The organism is Actinomyces israelii, from assembly GCF_030253495.1.
GTDB lineage: Bacteria > Actinomycetota > Actinomycetes > Actinomycetales > Actinomycetaceae > Actinomyces > Actinomyces israelii.
The window spans coordinates 3303010-3324945 of record NZ_CP124548.1 but is presented as its reverse complement, the minus strand read 5'-3'; the positions used below and the strand labels follow the sequence as shown (position 1 = coordinate 3324945).

The 21936-nt window shown below is 67.5% G+C and carries 9 protein-coding genes; 5 read left to right on the top strand and 4 right to left on the bottom strand.

Annotated features, from left to right (window positions below; genetic code table 11):
- Window positions 1-29 precede the first annotated feature (29 nt).
- The 4 genes from AIF0345_RS13800 to AIF0345_RS13785 all read right to left on the bottom strand — a co-directional run bounded on the left by AIF0345_RS13800 (window position 30) and on the right by AIF0345_RS13785 (window position 17086).
- On the bottom strand, window positions 30-13820 hold the full coding sequence (locus tag AIF0345_RS13800) for a non-ribosomal peptide synthetase (RefSeq protein WP_285296461.1): 13791 nt from the start codon (window positions 13818-13820) through the stop codon (window positions 30-32).
- A gap of 92 nt (window positions 13821-13912) precedes the next feature.
- Window positions 13913-15277, bottom strand: a complete 1365-nt coding sequence (locus tag AIF0345_RS13795; protein WP_285296460.1) for a serine hydrolase domain-containing protein — start codon at window positions 15275-15277, stop codon at window positions 13913-13915.
- A gap of 65 nt (window positions 15278-15342) precedes the next feature.
- Window positions 15343-15600 carry a hypothetical protein gene (locus tag AIF0345_RS13790; RefSeq protein WP_268918197.1) on the bottom strand — a complete coding sequence of 86 codons (258 nt, stop codon included), beginning with the start codon at window positions 15598-15600 and terminating at the stop codon, window positions 15343-15345.
- Window positions 15601-16015: 415 nt separating this feature from the next.
- On the bottom strand, window positions 16016-17086 hold the full coding sequence (locus AIF0345_RS13785; RefSeq protein ID WP_285296459.1) for a threonine ammonia-lyase: 1071 nt from the start codon (window positions 17084-17086) through the stop codon (window positions 16016-16018).
- Between the two features lie 82 nt (window positions 17087-17168).
- Between AIF0345_RS13785 and AIF0345_RS13780 the strand changes: the two genes are divergently transcribed.
- The 5 genes from AIF0345_RS13780 to AIF0345_RS13760 all read left to right on the top strand — a co-directional run bounded on the left by AIF0345_RS13780 (window position 17169) and on the right by AIF0345_RS13760 (window position 21882).
- Window positions 17169-18095 (top strand): LysR family transcriptional regulator, encoded by a 927-nt coding sequence (locus tag AIF0345_RS13780; protein WP_268918199.1) that lies wholly within the window; start codon window positions 17169-17171, stop codon window positions 18093-18095.
- Window positions 18096-19231: 1136 nt separating this feature from the next.
- A complete protein-coding gene (locus AIF0345_RS13775) occupies window positions 19232-19354 on the top strand; it encodes a hypothetical protein (protein ID WP_285296458.1) in 123 nt (40 codons plus the stop codon).
- Between the two features lie 112 nt (window positions 19355-19466).
- A complete protein-coding gene (locus AIF0345_RS13770; protein WP_285296457.1) occupies window positions 19467-20444 on the top strand; it encodes a radical SAM protein in 978 nt (325 codons plus the stop codon).
- Entirely contained in the window at window positions 20441-21184 is a 744-nt protein-coding gene (locus AIF0345_RS13765) for a hypothetical protein (RefSeq protein ID WP_285296456.1), read from the top strand. Before AIF0345_RS13770 ends, AIF0345_RS13765 begins: the two co-directional genes overlap by 4 nt.
- A gap of 5 nt (window positions 21185-21189) precedes the next feature.
- Window positions 21190-21882, top strand: a complete 693-nt coding sequence (locus tag AIF0345_RS13760; RefSeq protein WP_285296455.1) for an ABC transporter ATP-binding protein — start codon at window positions 21190-21192, stop codon at window positions 21880-21882.
- The last annotated feature ends 54 nt before the right edge of the window (window positions 21883-21936 follow it).

Genomic DNA, 21936 nt, shown 5'->3' with positions numbered 1-21936 from the left:
GTTCCTGCTTCCTGGTAGGTGCTCGTCTGTCAGAGGCCCTTTGACAGGTGGTCCTCCACCGCCTGCGCATAGGCCTGGACCGTCTGGGCGTCGAATAGCGTTCGGGTTGGAATCGAGAGGTCCAGTGCCCGATGGATCTCGCCCGCGACCTGAATGCTCTTCACCGAATCACCGCCGATGTCGAAGAAGTTGTCGTGGCGGCCGACGCGCTTGCGGTGCAGGATCTGAGAGAAGATCTCGGCTACGAGCTCCTCGGTCGGCGTCCTCGGCTCCTCGAACCCGCTCTGCGCGGCGCTGTCCCAGTCCGGGGCGGGCAGCGCCCGGCGGTCGACCTTGCCGTTGGGGTTCAGGGGCAGGGCGGGCACTATGACGATCGCCGTCGGCACCATGTAGCCGGGCAGGATCGCCGAGAGGGCGTCGCGCATCTTCTGCGTATCGGCTTCGCTCCCGGTGTCGAGCGTCACGTGCGCGACGAGAGCCTTCCCCCCAGATGGTTGCCTGAGGACCGATACGACGGCGAGCGCCACGTCTGGCAGGTCGCGCAGTGCCGCCTCGATCTCGCCGAGCTCGATCCGGAAGCCGCGCAGCTTGACCTGGGAGTCGGCCCGCCCGACGAACTCGAGCCGGCCCTCCCGGTCCCACCGGACCAGGTCGCCGGTGCGGTACAGGCGGGACCCCCCGGAGAACGGATCGGCTACGAAGCGCTCACAGGTGAGGCCTGGGCCTCCGTCATAACCCAATGCGGTCCCCGCACCAGCGAGGTACAGCTCGCCCACCGCGCCCACCGCCACTTCACGCAGGCTCGCATCAAGGACTCGGGCCGTGGTGTTGTCCATCGGGACTCCGATAGGACAGTATCCCGCAGCGGCCTGCTCCCTCGTGATCGGGGTGGCAGTGGCGAACGTCGTCGTCTCCGTAGGGCCGTAGACGTGGTGCACGGCCGTTGTCGGACACGCGTCAATGACGCGAACGAATGATTGCGGATCAGCCGCCTCACCGCCCGTCCAGACCTGGTGCAGACCCTCGAAGCAGGAGGCGTCCTCCTGCGAGAAGAGGTTGAACAGCGCCGTCGTGAGAAAAGCAGAGGTGATCCTGTGCTCCGCCACCAGCTCCTTGAGGGACTGGGGCGAGAGGGCCTGCCCGGGAGCGACCACAACGGTCCCTCCTCGCAGCAGCGGAACCCAGATCTCGTAGGTCGCGGCGTCGAACGCATGGGGGGAGTGGAACAGCACTCGCTCATGCCCCTTGTCCCAGCGGTGGTCGCCGGCGAGCGAGACGACGTTCTGATTCGACACCACGACACCCTTCGGCGTCCCCGTGGAGCCGGAAGTGAACATCATGTACACGGGATGGCCCAGGAGAAGCGCCGTGGCCGGCAACGCGCTGGTGCCGCTGCCCTCGTGCACTGTCCCGTCCTCCGCCATCTCGACAACGGTCACGTCGGGCGGGAAGCGCCCCGCATCCTCCGCACTGGCAACAGCGATAGACATATCGTGCGTCCGCGCCAGCCGGGCCACGCGCTCGGCTGGGAGGGTATCGTGCAGCGGCACGTATGTCCCGCCGAGCATGAGTGTCGCGAGCATGGCGACCACGACGCAGCGGTCGCGCTTCATGGAGAGCATCACGCGCGAGCCGGGTGCCGCGCCCGCTGCCGCCAGGGCCTGAGCGGCCCGGGTCGCCCGCTCGTGCAGCTCGCGGTAGGTGAGGGCGCCGTCGGCACTCACAAGAGCGGGCGCCTCCGGGGCGCGGCGGACCTGTTCGCGGAAGAGGTCGACCACGCTGAGACGCGCTACGGGCGTGCTGCCGCCATCACTGAAGACCGCGATCCGGTCGTCGGATGCGCCGGCGACCTGTGCGAGTGGTCGTTCACCGTCTTCGACGAGCGACAGGAGGATTCGCTCAAGGTCGTCAAGGAGGCGCCGGGCGGTCCTCGGCTCGAACATCGAAGGCTCGTGCCCGAGGATCAGGCGGATCCTGTCATCGGCGTAGACGCTCAGGGCCAGGGGGTAGTTGGTGGCTTCTTCGGCGGTGACGTGGGTGATGGTGAGGTTGTGTTTGTTGTTGTGGTCGGGGTTGATGGGGTAGTTCTCGAAGACGACGAGGCTGTCGAACAGGGGTGTGTCGCCGGGGAGGTCGGCTTGGGCCTGGATGCGGTTGAGGGGGAGGTAGTCGTGCTGGCGGGCGGTGAGCTGGTGGTCCTGGAGGTTGTGCAGCCAGGTGGTGACGGGTGTGGTGGGGGTGATGGTGGTGCGTACTGGGAGGGTGTTGATGTAGATGCCGATGGCGTTCTCGATGTCTGGTTGGTCGGCGGGGCGGCCGCTGGTGGTGGCGCCGAAGATGATGTCGGTGTGTCCGCTGTGGGCGGCCAGGAGGAGTGCCCAGGCTCCCTGGATGATGGTGTTGAGGGTGAGTCGTTCTTGTCGTGCGAGGTCCTGGACGGCGGTTGTCCGGGTGGTGCTCAGTGTGGTCTCGATGCGGCGTCGTGAGCGTGCTTCCCGTCTTGCGGTGGGGGTCTTGTCGTAGGGGAGGGGTGTGGGGGACTCGATGTTGGCGAGGGTGTTGTGCCAGTAGGCGAGTCCTTGCTGGTGGTTCTGGTGGGTGAGCCAGGCGAGGTGGTTGCGGAAGCTGGGGCGTGGTGCGGGGGTGGTGCCGGTGTAGGTGGTGAGGACGTCGTCAAGGACCAGGGGCAGGCTCCAGCCGTCGAGCAGGATGTGGTGGAAGGTCCATATGAGGGTGGTGGTGGTGTCGGTGGTGCGGACGAGGTTGAGTCGCATCAGGGGTGCGGTGGTGAGGTCGAGGGGGGTGTTCTGGTCGTTGTGGCGGAGCTGGTCGAGGTCGGTGTGGTTGGTGCGGGGGTCCTTGTGGCGCCAGTCGTGGATGGTGGCGGGGATGGTGGCGTGGGTGGTGATGGTCTGCAGCGGGGTGGTGAGGTCGTCCCAGACGGGGGCGGCGCGCAGGGCGGGGGTGGTGTTGATGACCTGCTGCCAGGCGCGTACGAGGTGGTCCGGGTCGTCGAGGCCCTCGATGGTCAGGGTGATCTGCTCCAGGTAGGCGTTGTCGCCGTTGAGCAGGGAGTGGAACAGCATGCCCTGCTGCATGGGGGTCAGGGGCCAGATGTCCTCGGTGGTGGTGGTTGCGAGGCGGTCGGTGGTGGCCTGGTCGATGTCGACCAGGGGGAAGTCGGAGGGGATCGCTCCGCCGGCTTGCTCGGACTGGCAGAACGTGACCAGTTCTTCCAGCTCCTGGGTCAGGTTGTCGGCGAGCCGCTGGATGGTCTCCGGCTTGTGCGCTGTGGAGGAGGCGAGCCAGGACAGGGCGAGCCTGTCGTCCTGATCGACGTAGGCCACGATGTCGATCAGGTGGGGCCGCTGCTCCTGGGGGTGGCACTCGTCGCCGTTGTTCAGGGTGAGGCGGGTGTGCAGCGGGCCGTCGTGGTCGAAGCGGCCGAGGTAGTTGAAGCTGACGGCGGGCGCGGGTGCGGGGACGTCGTGGTGGGTGCTGTAGCGCAGGGCGCCGTAGCCGATGCCGTGGCGGGGGACGTCGCGCAGGGTCTGCTTGGTGGTCTTGATCTGGGTGTCCCAGTCGGGGGCGTAGGCCAGGGCGAGGGGGAACATGGTGGTGAACCAGCCGACGGTGCGTGACAGGTCGACATCCTCGAAGAGGTCCTCGCGGCCGTGGCCCTCAAGATCGATGAGAAGGGTGTCGTGCTGGGTCCAGGTGCGCAGGACACGGGTGAGGGCGGCCAGGAGGAGGTCGTTGACCCGGGTGCGGTAGACGGTGGGGATCTCGCGCAGGAGGGCGCGGGTGGTGTCGGGGTCCAGGCGGACGGTGGTGGCGGCCTGGGTCGCGACGGTGCCGTTGCCGGTGCGGTCGTAGTCCCGGGGGATGGTGGTGGGGGTCTCGGCGAGACCGTGCCAGTGGTCGATCTCGTCGTCGAAGTAGCCGTCCTGGGCGGCGGTGGTGAGCCGGTGGGCCCAGTCCTGGAAGCTGGTGGTGCGGGCGCCCAGGTCGAGGGGCCTGCCGGTGGCGGCCTGCTCGTGGCAGGTGAAGAGGTCCTCGACCAGGATGCGCCAGGACACGCCGTCGACGACGAGGTGGTGGACGAGGAGGAACAGCTGGTCGGGGCCGTGACCGGTGAACAGCGCGATGCGGGCCAGCGGGCCGTCGGCGAGGTTGAGACTGGTCTGAAGACGGTGGATGCGGTGCTCGCGGGTGGCGGCGGCAGCCTGGTCGTCCAGGCCGGTCAGGTCGATGGTCTCGACCGGGATGCCGGCCTGGTCGGGCGCCAGGATGCGATGGGTGCCGTCGGGCAGGACCCGCAGGCGCAGCATGTCGTGGTGCTCGGCGAGCGCCCGGGCGATCGCGGGCAGGTGCTCGGGCTGGAAGGTGTCGGCCAGCTCGAGGCGGACCGACATGTTGAAGTGGTCGGGGCCGACGGGGTGGGTGCGGTGGAACCAGCGCATGATCGGGGTGGGCTCGACCGGGCCGACAACCGGGCCGGTGCCGGTGGCGCCCGCGGCCCCGCTCGCAGCGGCGACCTCGGCCAGGGCGGCGACGCTGGGACGGGAGAAGACCTGCTTGGTGCTGATCACCAGGCCCTCGCGGCGGGCCCGCGAGACCAGCTGGATGCTCAGGATCGAGTCCCCGCCCAGAGCGAAGAAGTCATCGTGGACGCCGACGCGCTCCAGCCCCAGGACCTCACAGAACACCGACGCCAGAACCCGCTCGACAGCGGTACGGGGCTCGACCGGATCGCCCTGCGCGCCACCGCCCCACTGCGGGGCGGGCAGCGCCCGGCGGTCGACCTTGCCGTTGACCGTCAACGGCATCGAGTCCAGCACCACCACCGCCGCCGGCACCATGTAACCCGGCAGACGACCCGCCAGCAGCTCGCGCAGCCGCGAGGAGGAGACCCCCTCCCGCCCGACGACATAGGCCACAAGAGCCGCACCCCCCGGCGCCTGCGAGGACACGACGACCACAGCATTGTGAACCCCGGGCAGGGACCGCAGCGCCGTCTCGACCTCGCCGAGCTCGATCCGGAAGCCGCGCAGCTTGACCTGGGAGTCGGCCCGCCCGACGAACTCGAGCCGGCCCTCCCGGTCCCACCGGACCAGGTCGCCGGTGCGGTACAGGCGGGACCCCCCGGAGAACGGATCAGCCACGAAACGCTCCGCAGTCAACCCCGCCCGACCCAGATAACCACGAGCCACACCCGCCCCACCCAGATACAGCTCACCCACACACCCCACCGGAACCCGACGCAACGCCCCATCCAGCACACGCGCCACCACACCATCCAACGGAACACCGATGTTCGGCTCGACGTCGGCAGTCATGGGGCTGCTCATCGTTGCGGCGATGGTCGCCTCGGTGGGTCCGTAGGCGTTGATCATGGTGCGTCCGGGGGCCCAGATCCGCACAAGCTCGGAGGAACAGGCCTCGGCGCCGACAACCAGGGTGCGCAGCTCGGGGCAGCGCCCCTTCGGCACGGTGGCCAGGATTGACGGAGGAACAAGCGCAAGGTTGACATGCTCCGCCTCCATCGTCGTGGCGAGCTCCTCGCCGACAAGAGGCCCTGGTGCGGGCATAACAAGACACGCGCCGGCGTCGAGTGCCATGAGGACCTCCATGATGGAGGCGTCGAAACTGCTCGATGCCATCTGCAGGACCCGCCAGGAGGGGTCCGTCCCGAATCTCCTGCTCATGGAGCGGCCAAGGGAAGCGAGACCGGCATGGGTGACCGCCACGCCCTTGGGGCGGCCGGTCGAGCCCGACGTGTAGATGATGTACGCGAGATCGGTGCCGAGGACCGACGGAAAGCCGTGCCGCTCGGGACCGGCCAGCAGCTCCTCGAGCGTAATGCGCTCAGCGGCATCGCAGGCGGTCATGGCTCCAGAGCCGGCCTGGCCCACGATAAGAGTGATTCCCGAGTCGCCGGCCATGTAGGCGAGCCGGTCGTCGGGGTAGCTCATGTCCAACGGCACGTAGGTGCCTCCGGCGGCCGAGATGCCGAGCAGCGTCGCGAGCATCCAGGGGCCCCGCTCCAGAGAGACGCCCACGCGCGTACCGGCCTCGACGCCGCGCCCGCGCAGGTGGGCTGCAATACGGGTCGTGCTGTCCAGCAGGCGTGCGTAGGACCAGGTCCCCTCGGGGCCGGTGACAGCGGGTGCGTCTGGACGCCGCTCGGCGTGCCGGCGCAGCATCTGGAAGAACGTGCGAGCGGGAAGGGCCTCGCCGGTCTGCTCCCAGGCGCGCAGCCGCTCCTCGTCGGAGGCCGGGGCGAGGCTCAGCTGGCGGAGTGGAAGTTCCGCCCCCGACACCAACTCCTCGACCCGCGCGCACAGCTCATCCAGCAGGCTCTGCGCCGTGCTCGCACTGAACAGGTCCGGATCGTAGCGCAGCTGCATCTTCATCCGGGAACCGTCGTAGGCCACAAGAGTGAGGGGGTAGTTGGTGGCTTCTTCGGCGGTGACGTGGGTGATGGTGAGGTTGTGTTTGTTGTTGTGGTCGGGGTTGATGGGGTAGTTCTCGAAGACGACGAGGCTGTCGAACAGGGGTGTGTCGCCGGGGAGGTCGGCTTGGGCCTGGATGCGGTTGAGGGGGAGGTAGTCGTGCTGGCGGGCGGTGAGCTGGTGGTCCTGGAGGTTGTGCAGCCAGGTGGTGACGGGTGTGGTGGGGGTGATGGTGGTGCGTACTGGGAGGGTGTTGATGTAGATGCCGATGGCGTTCTCGATGTCTGGTTGGTCGGCGGGGCGGCCGCTGGTGGTGGCGCCGAAGATGATGTCGGTGTGTCCGCTGTGGGCGGCCAGGAGGAGTGCCCAGGCTCCCTGGATGATGGTGTTGAGGGTGAGTCGTTCTTGTCGTGCGAGGTCCTGGACGGCGGTTGTCCGGGTGGTGCTCAGTGTGGTCTCGATGCGGCGTCGTGAGCGTGCTTCCCGTCTTGCGGTGGGGGTCTTGTCGTAGGGGAGGGGTGTGGGGGACTCGATGTTGGCGAGGGTGTTGTGCCAGTAGGCGAGTCCTTGCTGGTGGTTCTGGTGGGTGAGCCAGGCGAGGTGGTTGCGGAAGCTGGGGCGTGGTGCGGGGGTGGTGCCGGTGTAGGTGGTGAGGACGTCGTCAAGGACCAGGGGCAGGCTCCAGCCGTCGAGCAGGATGTGGTGGAAGGTCCATATGAGGGTGGTGGTGGTGTCGGTGGTGCGGACGAGGTTGAGTCGCATCAGGGGTGCGGTGGTGAGGTCGAGGGGGGTGTTCTGGTCGTTGTGGCGGAGCTGGTCGAGGTCGGTGTGGTTGGTGCGGGGGTCCTTGTGGCGCCAGTCGTGGATGGTGGCGGGGATGGTGGCGTGGGTGGTGATGGTCTGCAGCGGGGTGGTGAGGTCGTCCCAGACGGGGGCGGCGCGCAGGGCGGGGGTGGTGTTGATGACCTGCTGCCAGGCGCGTACGAGGTGGTCCGGGTCGTCGAGGCCCTCGATGGTCAGGGTGATCTGCTCCAGGTAGGCGTTGTCGCCGTTGAGCAGGGAGTGGAACAGCATGCCCTGCTGCATGGGGGTCAGGGGCCAGATGTCCTCGGTGGTGGTGGTTGCGAGGCGGTCGGTGGTGGCCTGGTCGATGTCGACCAGGGGGAAGTCGGAGGGGATCGCTCCGCCGGCTTGCTCGGACTGGCAGAACGTGACCAGTTCTTCCAGCTCCTGGGTCAGGTTGTCGGCGAGCCGCTGGATGGTCTCCGGCTTGTGCGCTGTGGAGGAGGCGAGCCAGGACAGGGCGAGCCTGTCGTCCTGATCGACGTAGGCCACGATGTCGATCAGGTGGGGCCGCTGCTCCTGGGGGTGGCACTCGTCGCCGTTGTTCAGGGTGAGGCGGGTGTGCAGCGGGCCGTCGTGGTCGAAGCGGCCGAGGTAGTTGAAGCTGACGGCGGGCGCGGGTGCGGGGACGTCGTGGTGGGTGCTGTAGCGCAGGGCGCCGTAGCCGATGCCGTGGCGGGGGACGTCGCGCAGGGTCTGCTTGGTGGTCTTGATCTGGGTGTCCCAGTCGGGGGCGTAGGCCAGGGCGAGGGGGAACATGGTGGTGAACCAGCCGACGGTGCGTGACAGGTCGACATCCTCGAAGAGGTCCTCGCGGCCGTGGCCCTCAAGATCGATGAGAAGGGTGTCGTGCTGGGTCCAGGTGCGCAGGACACGGGTGAGGGCGGCCAGGAGGAGGTCGTTGACCCGGGTGCGGTAGACGGTGGGGATCTCGCGCAGGAGGGCGCGGGTGGTGTCGGGGTCCAGGCGGACGGTGGTGGCGGCCTGGGTCGCGACGGTGCCGTTGCCGGTGCGGTCGTAGTCCCGGGGGATGGTGGTGGGGGTCTCGGCGAGACCGTGCCAGTGGTCGATCTCGTCGTCGAAGTAGCCGTCCTGGGCGGCGGTGGTGAGCCGGTGGGCCCAGTCCTGGAAGCTGGTGGTGCGGGCGCCCAGGTCGAGGGGCCTGCCGGTGGCGGCCTGCTCGTGGCAGGTGAAGAGGTCCTCGACCAGGATGCGCCAGGACACGCCGTCGACGACGAGGTGGTGGACGAGGAGGAACAGCTGGTCGGGGCCGTGACCGGTGAACAGCGCGATGCGGGCCAGCGGGCCGTCGGCGAGGTTGAGACTGGTCTGAAGACGGTGGATGCGGTGCTCGCGGGTGGCGGCGGCAGCCTGGTCGTCCAGGCCGGTCAGGTCGATGGTCTCGACCGGGATGCCGGCCTGGTCGGGCGCCAGGATGCGATGGGTGCCGTCGGGCAGGACCCGCAGGCGCAGCATGTCGTGGTGCTCGGCGAGCGCCCGGGCGATCGCGGGCAGGCGCTCGGGCTGGAAGGTGTCGGCCAGCTCGAGGCGGACCGACATGTTGAAGTGGTCGGGGCCGACGGGGTGGGTGCGGTGGAACCAGCGCATGATCGGGGTGGGCTCGACCGGGCCGACAACCGGGCCGGTGCCGGTGGCGCCCGCGGCCCCGCTCGCAGCGGCGACCTCGGCCAGGGCGGCGACGCTGGGACGGGAGAAGACCTGCTTGGTGCTGATCACCAGGCCCTCGCGGCGGGCCCGCGAGACCAGCTGGATGCTCAGGATCGAGTCCCCGCCCAGAGCGAAGAAGTCATCGTGGACGCCGACGCGCTCCAGCCCCAGGACCTCACAGAACACCGACGCCAGAACCCGCTCGACAGCGGTACGGGGCTCGACCGGATCGCCCTGCGCGCCACCGCCCCACTGCGGGGCGGGCAGCGCCCGGCGGTCGACCTTGCCGTTGACCGTCAACGGCATCGAGTCCAGCACCACCACCGCCGCCGGCACCATGTAACCCGGCAGACGACCCGCCAGCAGCTCGCGCAGCCGCGAGGAGGAGACCCCCTCCCGCCCGACGACATAGGCCACAAGAGCCGCACCCCCCGGCGCCTGCGAGGACACGACGACCACAGCATTGTGAACCCCGGGCAGGGACCGCAGCGCCGCCTCGACCTCGCCGAGCTCGATCCGGAAGCCGCGCAGCTTGACCTGGGAGTCGGCCCGCCCGACGAACTCGAGCCGGCCCTCCCGGTCCCACCGGACCAGGTCGCCGGTGCGGTACAGGCGGGACCCCCCGGCGAACGGATCAGCCACGAAACGCTCCGCAGTCAACCCCGCCCGACCCAGATAACCACGAGCCACACCCGCCCCACCCAGATACAGCTCACCCACACACCCCACCGGAACCCGACGCAACGCCCCATCCAGCACACGCGCCACCACACCATCCAACGGAACACCGATGGGAACGACTGCGGGCACGGGGTCGCAGCCGGGCAGCGGCTGCATGGTGGCGAAGGTGGTCGTCTCCGTCGGCCCGTATATGTTCGACACGAGGGTGTCGGGGCACAGACGCCGGACCGCATTGAAGCTCGCCGGGTTGGCGGCCTCGCCGCCCGTCATAAGGTGGCGGAGACTGGTGAAGCAGGTCGCGTCCTGCGTTGCATAGAGGTTGAACAGGGCGGAAGTGAGGAAGGCCGAGGTAACGTCGTAGCCCCGCACAACAGCGCCGAACCCGCCGGCGTCGAGGCGCTCCGGACCGGCGACCACCACGGTGCCGCCATTCAGCAGCGGGACCCAGATCTCGTAGGTCACCGCGTCGAATGCGTGTGACGAGTGGAACAGCACCCGGTCGTGGCCCTGCCAGCGAGAGTCCTCGGCCAGCCGGACAATGCTCTGCTGGTCCACGCAGACGCCCTTGGGGCGGCCGGTCGAGCCCGAGGTGAACATGACGTAGGCCAGGCTGCCGGGACGGTCGGACCGATGCAGGACGAGACTCGTGTCGACCTCCGCCGCGTCCGCCCCCGTGTCGGTGGACAGCGCGGTGACTCCTTCCGGAATGCGGCATGCGCTGGAAGCATCGGCGACCGCCAGGGCGGCGCCCGCCTCTGCCGCGATGCGCTGCACCCGCTCCTCGGGATCGTCGGGATGGATCGGGACGTAGGCGCACCCGGCCATGAGGATGGCCGCCATGGCGATGATGACGTCGTTGCCGCGCTCCATTATGATCAGCACCGGCTGCTCCTGGGTGGCGCCCGCTCCCAGGATCCGGTTGCTGAGCGTGGCGGCACGGCGGACCAGCTCCGCGTAGGTCGCGGTGCCCCCGGGGCCGTCAAGGGCCACGGCATCAGGGCGGCGCGACGCCTGCTCGAGCAGGACGTCCACCACCGAGCGCTGAGGCGTCGTGGCGTCCCGACCCTCCCAGCGGTCGAGCCGGGCCAGCTCCTTCGGCGGGAGCAGGTCGAGGTCGTGCACCCGGAGGCGAGGCGACTCCGCCAGGGCGATGGCGCAGGCGCGCAGAGACTCGACGAGCTCATTCATGCGGCTCCGCGTGTAAAGAGCAGTGCTGTACTCCACCGACAGGTGCAGAGAGCCGTCGTCCACCGCGAACTCCAGTACCACGTCGAACAGGGCGCTGGTCCTGGGCAGGGGCAGCGACGACACCTCCAGCCCCGGCAGCTTCAGCTTGCCGGTGTGGGCGTTCTGCAGCACCATCAGGGCCTGCACGATCGGGCTGCGCGACGGATCCCGGTCCGGGCGGACTGCCTCGACGACGAGCTCGAAGGGCAGCTCGTTGTCCAGGGCCCGACGGATACGGGCGTCTGTCTTGGTCAGCAGCTTGCCGAGGCTGTCGTCGTACTCGATCGCAGAACGAACGACGACGGGATTCACGAAGAAGCCGACTACGTCGTCGAGGTCGTGGTGGTCGCGCCCAGCGGATGCCACGCCGACCGCGACGTCGCAAGAGCCTGACGCCGCGGCCAGAGCCAGGTGCGTGGCGGTGGCCAGCAGGGTGAAAAGCGTCATGCCGTGGCGCCGGGCGGCGATGGTGAGCAGGTCCGTTGTCTCCCGACCGAGGTCGACTCGCAGGACGGAGCCGGCGTGGGAGCGGACTGCGGGACGCGGGCGGTCGGTTGGGATGCCCAGCGGGGGGAGGTCCTCCAGCTCGCTGCGCCAGAAGGCCCGGCGCTTCTCAAGAACCTCGGCAGTCCAACGGCCGCCGTCCCACACGGCGTAGTCGGCGTAGTCGATGCGGGCCGCCGAGCGGTCCGCATCGACTGCCGCTGTCGCGCCGCAGGCGTAGGCGCATCCGAGGTCGTGAATGACGATGTCCAGGGACCACCCGTCGCACGCGATGTGATGGGCGCTGAGAACGAGGATGTGCTGATCCTCGTCGAGATGCACCAGGAGCGCGCGGAAGGGGCTGCCGTGCTGAAGATCGAAGGGACGCTCGACCTCCTCGGTCAGCGCGAGCCGCAGATCCTCGTCGCGGCCCGCCTCCGATGGCGTCCTCAGGTCCACCGTTCGCAGCAGGGAAGCGCCTGCGGACGGCTCCGCGATGATCTGGACCGGGCCGTCGTCGGAGTTCGCGTAACAGGTGCGGAGGGCCTCGTGCCTTGACTGGACGGCGGAGAGGGCCCTGCCCAGAGCCTCCACGGACAAAGGCCCGTCCAGCCGGTAGGCCGCGCCCGTGTAGTACTCGGCGCTCATCCGGTCGTGCTGGTACAGGAACCACATCCGACGCTGTGCGGCGGAGAGGGGCAGCGGCGCGCCCCGGTCGACCCGGCGCAGGGCGTGCGCCGTGCTCGCCTCTGCCACTGTCCTGGCAAGAGCCGCGGGTGTCCGGTTCGTGAAGACGCTGCGCCGGCCCAGCACCACGTCGAAGAGTCTCTCCAGACGTGAGACGAGGCGGACGGCCAGGATCGAATCGCCGCCCAGCTGGAAGAAGTCGGCGTCCATGCCTGCGCGCTCGACGCCGAGGAGCTCGGCGAACACGGCTGCGACGGTCTCCTCAACCTCATTGCGCGGGGCCACGTATTCCAGCTGCGGTGCGACGTCTTCAGGGGACGGCAGCGCCTTACGATCCACTTTCCCGTTCGGCGTGAGTGGAATTTCCGGTAGGGTAACGACGACGGCCGGCACCATGTGCGCGGGCAGATCGGTTGCGAGTCGAGCAAGTATGTCCTCTGATGGGGGAAGGGACGCGCCCTGCTCCGGCACCGCATAGGCCACTAGACGACGCACGGCGCCGTCGTCGCGCACGAGCGCTGCGGCCTGCCCGATACCCGGGATGTCGAGCAGCGCGGACTCGATCTCTCCCAGCTCGATACGGAAGCCTCGGAGCTTGACCTGATCGTCACTGCGGCCGCGGAACTCGAGCTGGCCATCGGGAAGAACCTGGGCGACGTCGCCCGTGCGGTACATGCGACTGCCCGGAGCGCCTCCCGGCTCCGCGACGAAGCGCGAGGCGGTCAGAGCAGGGCGGTTGTGGTAGCCGCGGGCGAGGCCGGGTCCGGAGATGTAGAGCTCCCCCGTGCCGCCGGGGCCCACGGGGCGCAGCTCGTCGTCGAGCACGAGGACGCGGGTGCCTTCAAGCGCGGTTCCGATCGGAGGCGTGCCTGCTCCCGACAGCGCGCCGCTGGCCGTTGCCCACACCGTCGTCTCGGTCGGTCCGTAGGCATTCACCATGCGCCGCCCGCGAGACCAGATGTCGACGATCGGGCCGGGGCAGGCTTCGCCCGCGACGGTTAGACACTCGAGGTCGTCAAGATTCTCCGGCGACAGGCCCGGCAGGACCGCGGGGGGCAGGGTCGCGTGCGTGATACGAGCGTGCTTCAGCGTAGTGACGAGACTGTCTCCCACCATGCCCTCGCGATGTGGAATTACGAGGCAAGCGCCCGTGCCGAGGGCCATGGACATTTCGAACACCGACGCGTCGAAGCTCGGTGAGGCGAATTGCAGCACGCGCGAGGCGGCATTGACCAGCATATGGCGCTGCTGGGCGTCGATCATGGTGGTGAAGCCGGCGTGCGTGACCATCACGCCCTTGGGCCTGCCCGTGGACCCCGATGTGTAGATGACGTAGGCCAGGTCGTGGACCTCGGGCCGCTCGGGCTCGGCCTCCGCCTTGGGCAGGGCGTCCACATCGAGGCGCCGCACGTTCGTTAGAATTCTGCTCTCGGTCTCGGCGTTGACGAGCACAGTCATTGTGCGGGAGTCCCTCACCATATACGCCAGCCGCTCGGCGGGATAGCTCGGGTCAAGCGGCAAGTAGGCGGCGCCGGCGTGCATTACGGCCAGCTGACTCACCACCATTTCGGCGCCGCGCGGCAGACAAATACCGACGATATCGCCTCGACGCACCCCCGCCGCAGCCAGACAGCGCGCGCGATGCACGACCTGTTCCGTCAGCTCCGTGTAGGTGAGTCGCTCGTCCCGCGTCTCGATCGCGACAGAGTCCGGATAGCGCTTAGTCGTGCGGCTCAGAATCTCGCAGTAGGTGAGCGGGGTGTCAGGGGTAAACATATTAAGTCCCTCGTCGGGTTGGGCTTGGAGGTGGAAAAAAGTCAGGGAGTATGAGAAGAAGACGCGGTGACCGGCGGGCTGAAGAAAGAGGATCAGACGTGTGCTGAGCTTAGTCCGGATGTGCGACGCAGGCGACGGCCGTTGTACTCGAGGGCCCCGATTGTGGAGCCGTCGTCCGGGTCGGTGTCGAACCGGCCCATGAAATTCATGTTCCCCAGCTTGCCGACCTGCACGCTGAAACGCAGGTCGTCGCAGAGGGCGATGGTGCCGTGAAGGCCGTTCGGCATATTCATCCGGTAGCCCTCGCCCTGGACGGGGAGGACGGTGATGGCGAGGTCGCCATTGGTGTAGTGCCCGCTGATGTCAAGGCCGGCCGGAGCGGGCCCCGGGCGGGCGGCGAGGTCGGGCATCCGGTAGCTGCCGACGTGCAGTCCGAGACTGTCGAGCGCATCGACCAGCTGGGACCACATCACGAGTCCCGTTGTTGAGTTGGTGGTGAGCGCAAGAGCCGTTCCGCCGCTGGGATCGAGCCGCATGTGGCAGGTGCCGCCGTCGAGGGTGCCGTCATGCCCCGCCCAGACGCGGTCGTCACGCCGGTACAGGGCCCATCCGGCGCCCCAGCCGTCCGCCAGGCCGAAGGGCGACGCCCCTGGCACTGGAGACCACATGTGCTTCAGCGTCTTTATATCGGCCACCGGCTCGTCCGCGCGGCGGTCGGACGAGACCATGAACGAGCGGGCGAAGCTCACAAGCGTGGAGGCGCTCGCCGCGAGCCCGCCGGCGGGTGCCATGGTGTGCTCGCAGTAGAAGTCCACCGGGACGGCGGCACCGGAGGAGGGGTCAACGGCGTGACCGGTGACGACCGATGCCTGCTGGGCCCCATCGCGGGGGTCGCCGATGAACGCGAGGTCCAGATCGCACGGATCGAACAAGTAGGACTGCATGGTATCCCACCACGACCGGCCGGCTACGGCCTCAATCACGTACCCGACGAGCGAGTAGCCGCTGTTGGAGTACGAGAAGGTGCTGCCCGGCCGGCTTACAAGGTCTTCGGCGAGTACTGAGGCGGCCTGCTTGCGAAGCGAGGAGTCCGGCGTCTCGGCGCCATCGATATGATCGGCGACCAGGCCCGACGTGTGGCTCAGCAGCTGTCGCAGGGTGATGGCGCCGGCGGTGGCATGGCCGGCCAGAGCTCGGGGGAGGAACCGCGCCACAGGGGCGTCCAGGTCGACGTCGCCGTCCTCGAGCAGCTGCATCACGGCTGCTGCCGTTATGACCTTTGACACCGAGCCGAGTGCGAAACGCGAGCGTGATGTCACAGGGGTTCTTCGATGAATATGCTCCACGCCGGCGACAAGCTCGAGGAGCCTTCCGTCGTGGTAGAGAGTGAACTGTGCGCCAGGCACATGATTGTGAGTGGCAAGCTGATCGAACAGGGCGGGCAGGGCGCGAAGCACCAGGGAATCTCCTTGTCTTTTCAGAATCAACTATGATCCGATGCTCTCCGGGCGGCAGTGCCTCTCTAGCGTTCGCGGTTCTTCTTCAGGTAGTCTCCGACCAGGAGCGCGATGCAGACCACCGTGAGCCCGCCGAAGGCCGCACTGACCAGGAAGTTCAGGCCGATGGCCGTCGATAAACCATTCATGATGGCCAAGGTGACGACGAGTGCCCACAGGACTGCCCGGTAGGCACTCATCCCGGCCTTGCGCGTCGGCGCTACAAAGGCCTTGCTGCTCGCTTGTTCCTCGGGGCTGTCACTGATCTGGTAGCGGTTAGTCATTACTCACCCTTATCCTGAGCGACGAGTGCAGGGAAGACCGATGCAGGGTACTAGGTTCAGGACCCACGGTGACTCTACTGCCGACCACGCGTTCTGTCTAGACCCTGATGCGAAGTTGTAGAAGTTGTATGAGCCGGTGATCGGTGCCGGCGGCGCGCGTGGCGGCCTGGCGGCGGGCGCTACGCGTCAAGGGACGTCGGTCCCGGGGCGTGTCCGGTGCGGGGCGCCGGTCCTGCGCGCGGCGCGCCGGACTCGGCCGAGCCGCGTCCGGCGCGCCGCTGGACGATCATCGGAGCGCACGAGCCGCCGGCCGCCCATCGCCGGCCGCCGGCGAGTCGGAGCTCGGAGGCGGGCGGCCCTTCGCCGCCCATCGCCCTTGACCTCGCCCCGGCCGGCCTGTCCGAATGGCGCCCCCTCAGGCGGCTGCCTGCGGATGGGAGGGTCCGGCGGTCCCGGAGAGCCCGGCGAGCTCGTCGTCGTCGGCGTTGCCCCCGGTGCACACGACGGCGCAGGGGCCGCCGCACTCGGAGCCGGGATCGGAGCCGGGCGCGGAGTCGGCCATGAGCCCGGCCAGGCCCGCGGCTCCGGCTCCCTCTGCCAGGGTATGGGCGTGGGTGCACATGAGCCGCACGGCCTCCAGGATGTCGGCGTCGTCGACCAGGATGAAGTCGTCCAGGCCGCGGTGCAGGACCGACTGGGTCAGCGCGAAGCTCGTCCCCACCGCCAGGCCCGCGACCCGCGTGCGGCTGGGGACGCTCGCGCTCTGCCCGGTCCGCCAGGCGCGGTGCGCAGCCGACGCGGCGGCGGACTGCACTCCGACGATCCGGCAGCCGGGCGCCACGGCGTCGCGCACCAGGCACGCCCCCGCCGCCCCGGACCCGGAGCCGACCGGCACGTAGACGGCCTTCAGGTCGCGGTGGCGGCGGAAGAGCTCCAGGTAGACGGTGGCGTGCCCGAGCACGATCGCCGGCTCGTCGCCCGGGGAGACCAGGCGCATCCCCTCCGCGGCGGCGAGGCGCCCCGCGTGGGCGAGCGAGTCGCACATGGTGTCGCCCTCGACGACCACCCGGGCGCCCAGGGCGCGGACGGCGGCGATCTTGCGGGCCGGGGCGCCGTCGGGCACGACGACGGTCACCGGCGCCCCCCGGCGCGCCCCCGCCCAGGCCAGGGACTGGGCGTGGTTGCCCGTGGAGGCGGTGACCACGCCGCGGCGCCGCTCCTCCTGGCTCAGGGCCGCCATGAGCGCCACCCCGCCGCGCACCTTGAAGGCCCCGGTCGGCTGGACGTTCTCGTGCTTGACGACGACGTCGGCCCCGGTCGCCGCGTTGAGCAGCGGGTAGGACCAGGCGGGGGTCTCGGGCAGGACCGCCGAGATGATCTCCAGGGTGCGCACGACGGCGTCGAAGTCGAGGCCGTCCGGGCCGGAGGCGGGGGTCGTGGGTGCGGCAGGCGCAGTAGGCGCAGCGGGTGCGGCAGAAGCAGTCATGCCACCATGCTCGCCGCCACCCGCCTATCGGTCCAATGAATGTTTTTCTCAATACCCATCGATTTGAGGCATACTAGGTGTCGTGATCGATGTACAGCAGCTGCGGGCCCTGGTCGAGCTCTCCCGCCGCGGGACCGTCTCGGCCGCCGCCAAGGCCCTGGGCTACAGCCAGTCCACCGTCTCCCACCAGCTCGCCGCCCTGTCGCGGGCCACCGGCGCCGTCCTGCTCACCCGGGCGGGGCGCGGCGTGCGCCTGACCGAGGAGGGGCGGGCGTTGGCCGCCCGCGGCCAGGAGGTGGTCGACCTGCTGGAGCGCACAGAGCGCGAGGCGGTGGCCATGGCCCGAGCGGAGGCGGGGCGCATCCGCCTGGCCGCTTTCCCGTCGGCGGTGGCCTCCCTGGTCCCGGACGTCCTCGACGTCGTCTCCCGCCGCCGCCCGGGCCTGGAGGTCGAGCTCGTCGACGCCGAGCCGCCCGAGGCCCTGGACGCCCTGCGCCGCGGGCGGGTGGACGCCGCCCTGTCCTTCTCCTACATCGACGACGACGCCGGTCCGGGGCTCCAGACGGTCCGCCTGCTCGACGACGTCCTCTACCTCATCACCGACGCCCGCGGCATTACGGGCATCGCGGACATCAGCGAGGGCGCGCGGTGCCGCTGGGTGACCGGCTGCGCGCGCTGCCACGAGGAGCTGATCGCCGTGGGGCGGGCCAACGGGTTCACGCCCGAGACCGCATACGCCAGCGACGACTACGTGGCCGTCCAGGCCCTGGTGGCCGCCGGCGTGGGGGCGGCGCTGCTGCCCGGGATGGCGCTGAGCGCCTACCGCCACCCGGCGGTGGAGGTGCGCCCGCTGGCCCGCGAGCACCGCCGGGTCGAGATCGTCACGCGGGCGGAGCGGCCGCGCCCCGCCGTCATCGACGTGCTTGTCGAAGCCTGCCGTGCGGCCGCGCAGCGGGCGGACATCTCCCGGCCCGCGGTGCGGACCCTCGCAGTGGCGCCCCGCGGCTGATTCCGCGGGGCCGGCTCTCCTCTTCCCACTTGCTCCGAACAGCGGCGCACCACGATCCGGTGCCTGGTCGCACGAGCCCGCACCATGGGCAGATCGACCACCTAACGGCGCACGGTCCCGACGTCGCGGATCCTTTCCAGGAGGCCGCCGCAGCCGGCGTACATCCCCGGGATGTGGGTCACCGCCTCGTCGGGGACCGACCTGCAGCACAGTCACCGCCCTGATGCCCCGCCCGGCCCCGGGGCGCCGGACACAGGGCAAGGCCCGGGAGGAGCACCGAGGAACAAGACGAACAGCCTGAAGCACAACCTTCAAAGCAGTCCGCAACACACCCGGCAGTCCACTCTGCCGGCCCCTGCCCCGCCGCCCCGCAAGGCGGCCGCCCTCGCCGGGCCGGGTGACCGCCGCTCAGGCCATCACATTCAGGTGCGCCGCTCGGCGGCTCGATACCGTCATTCATCCGCTTGAACAGCATTGGGCCTAAAGGCCTATTGACGATTCGGGTTGCCCTTCATAAACTTGCAGCGCTGCAGGCCGCTCGCTTCCTGAGTTTCCCCTGAGTCGCACGGGCCTGCCTTGGTGCGGCATTATTATTGAGGTGATCCCACAATGGACAATGTCGTCTACCCAGAGTTCCACCAGAAGGATCCCTACTTTTATCGACGATCCAGAGGCGCTCGTTGACGAGCCCCTTGGCGCTGTCCCGCCTCCTGCGGGCTGATTCGCCAGCGCTGCGGAAGAGCGGTGGCATATGTACTCGTTGCCGAGGTCTGCTGCGCTATTTTGTGGCAGGGGCCGAGCGCGCAGGCGCCGAGTCATTGATGGCATTCAAGCGATTCATCCGGGGTGGGCAGAAGAGAAATGGGCGGGAGTGGCTGCGGTCCCCACTCAAAGGTGAGGCCCGGGCCGGGTTGGCACAGTGATAGCGGTATACTCCATCGCCGCCCCTCCTAAGGCCTCGCGTCGTGGCATGAGAACGATCGGACCATCATCGGCGGCGACGGCTCCGGGCCCATAATGCAGTTGCGCTGACTTCGGGCTCGTGCAACTGGCTCAACGGCGGGCGCAGAGAGTGCTTAGAGTGCTTCTTGAGTTATTCTTAATGTTTATAGAGACTCGAAGGGAGGCGAAAAAATATGGTTGAGATGCTGGATACTCTGCTGCTGGACGACAAGGACGACAAGGTCGTTGAGCTTGCAGACAGCGATGATCTTGGTTGGTTTGTGGTCGGCAGTAACTGGGTTGTTGCCGGATGGTGAGGACGGCCCGCTCGGTTGCGGGTCAGCCGAACGGTTGGAAGCCGTTCTGCATGCACGCGCACCCGAGTGAGCCTCTCGCCCGAGCGAGTTTGACCGACGAAAATGAGTGCCCATGAAGCAGGTAATTATTGCGCCGCACATGCGATGCAATGCTCGATGTGCGCATTGCTGTGTTTCCTCGTCGCCTTCGGACGGAAGAAGACTGACTGACGAGACGGTGAATCGTCTTGTGGACGAGACGATTGACTCTGAAGACATCGAGGTGATTTCATTCACTGGCGGCGAGGCTCTCCTTCGGCGCGCCTTTATGCTCGATCTGATTGCCAGAGTGTCTCGAGCGGGAAAAGTAATGACTCTCGTGTTGAATGCATTTTGGGCGATCACCCCCAAAATAGCCGTAATCAGACTTCGGGAGCTGGCGGACGCCGGGCTGTCAAAACTGACGATCAGTGCAGACGAGTTTCACCTCCCCTATATTAAGATAGGGCGCGTGAAGAATGTGCTCATGGCGCGTCATGAAGTGCCGTCTATTCGCATGGCAATTAATATGTGCGAGTCGCGCTCGAACTCATCCGATGGCATACTTGCCGAATTGAAGGAACTGTTGGAAGGCGTTCAGGTCACTCGCTCCTCCGTGTCGCCCGTCGGTTCTGCGGCGGCACTCCCGGATGATGAGATAGTTTACCGCAGGTATTCTGACGATAAAGGCTTGAGGTGCCCCGGTCAGGTTCTACTATTCTCCAGCGACGGCCGAGCGTATCCGTGCTGCTCGACCGGTGTGATGAATAGTGCTCTGTCTATCGGAGCCGCATCCGATCTCAGTATCGACGAGGGGAGTCGGAGGATTGAGAACAACCTGATATTCAGAATCATGACACGAGAAGGTCTCGGTTGGTTCGTTGATCGTCTTGGCTCAGCCGGGGTCGAGCGATTTCAAAAACCATTTCCGGTCGTCGACTCCTGCCACTTGTGCTGCGAGATATTCTCAAATTCCGAGCATCTTCGCATGCTCCGTCCGGAGTTTGAGCGGTATCGCGCAAAGTATGAAGAGGAAGTGATGGCGAGAGCCGGGGCCGGAGCCGGACGATGAGTGGCAAGCGGTACGTCGACGGTTCGTGCGAGATCGTCTGTTTCGGCAGGCGCGCAACGGTTCATGATCGTCGGTTCGACCGGTACTACTCTGTTGGGGCCGAGGAGCTCGCCGAGCAGAGTATTCCGTGGAGGTCGGTGGCACCTGCTGTTCCAAATTGGGCACTTGGTTTGTTCTTCGTGTCGTTGGGCGTATTCGTGTGCATGGATGCGACGTGGTTCTTCCGACAACCGCGCGTGCGGCCTGATCTTGGCTCGTCGATCGCCATGCTCGCATTCATCATTGCCAATCTCGCAGTTCACGAAGCCGCTCACATCGGGGCGATGAGGGTGTGCGGGAGAAAACCGAGCCGCGTGGGACTCAAGTTGAACTACTACGTGCTGCCCGCCGTCTATGTGCGAATGAATCAAGTGCTTTTGCTGAGTCCTGCGGAACGAGTCTTCTGTCACACGGCAGGAATCTGGGTAAATGCTGCGACCGCCCTGTGGTTCGTATTTTATTGCCCGACGGGGCCGGGAGGGGATGTGCGGCGCTACATAGGATGCTCATTTATATTGATGATCATGTTGAATCTCATGCCGATATTGAATTCGGACGGACAGAAGGCCTTGATGGTCATTATTGACCATCCGGAGGCCAGGCGCAGAGTAGACTTTGATCGTGTCGCTGTGGCTGTGAAAGTGATCTCGGTCTGCTTTCTGGTGATTTTGTTCGCCCGACTGCTTTTTCCTAGGAGGTAGGACAGATGGTTGATAGCCCTGTCGTGTCGTTCAGGTCGATGAGTGTTCGTTACGGGCGATTCGAGGCGATTCGACGTCTGAGCTTCGACCTGCTGGCGGACTTCGGAGTCGTCGGTCTGTTCGGGCCTAATGGGGCCGGAAAGACGACGACTATGAGAGTGCTCTGCGGAGACATCAACAGGTACGAGGGTGAGGCGGTGGTTCCGAGCCGGAAAGACATCGCCTATCTGCCAGATAAGCCCTTCCTCTACCGGTGGTTGTCGGTTGAGCAGGCCATGATGCTGTTCGCCAGTCGCCACGCCGACTTCAGGAAGGCGGTGTTCGAGCACTTCCTGGAAGGGTCAAATGTTACCATGAGGAGACGCGTAGGCGAGTTGTCCAAGGGGATGTCGGAGCGGCTGCATCTGGCGCTGATCATGGCGAGGGCTCCTCGCATCTATGTTCTTGATGAGCCGCTGGCGGGGGTGGACCCGTTGACTCGTGACAGGCTCCTGGAGATAATCAGGGTCTCGCGCTCCGATGGAGCGCCGGTTCTCTTGAGCACCCATCTTATTCAGGGCGTTGAACGGATATTTGACAGGGTGATGATGATCTCGGACGGGCGGTTGCTCGCCCTGGGCACAGTGGAGGAGGTCCGCCGGCAGGGCGATGGCGATCTCGAGCAGGCATACAAGAGGGTAGTGAGCAGTTATGAGTGACTGGCGGTTGGCTGTGCTTCGGCACGGCAGGGTCCTAGCGCCTCTTGTGGGCGC

Excerpts from the sequence above, each read along its gene's own strand:
- AIF0345_RS13800 (WP_285296461.1), bottom strand. The coding sequence starts at position 13,820 with ATGTTTACCCCTGACACCCCGCTCACCTACTGCGAGATTCTGAGCCGC.
- AIF0345_RS13790 (WP_268918197.1), bottom strand. The coding sequence starts at position 15,600 with ATGACTAACCGCTACCAGATCAGTGACAGCCCCGAGGAACAAGCGAGC.
- AIF0345_RS13785 (WP_285296459.1), bottom strand. The coding sequence starts at position 17,086 with ATGACTGCTTCTGCCGCACCCGCTGCGCCTACTGCGCCTGCCGCACCC.
- AIF0345_RS13775 (WP_285296458.1), top strand. The coding sequence starts at position 19,232 with ATGGTTGAGATGCTGGATACTCTGCTGCTGGACGACAAGGACGACAAG.
- AIF0345_RS13770 (WP_285296457.1), top strand. The coding sequence starts at position 19,467 with ATGAAGCAGGTAATTATTGCGCCGCACATGCGATGCAATGCTCGATGT.
- AIF0345_RS13765 (WP_285296456.1), top strand. The coding sequence starts at position 20,441 with ATGAGTGGCAAGCGGTACGTCGACGGTTCGTGCGAGATCGTCTGTTTC.
- AIF0345_RS13760 (WP_285296455.1), top strand. The coding sequence starts at position 21,190 with ATGGTTGATAGCCCTGTCGTGTCGTTCAGGTCGATGAGTGTTCGTTAC.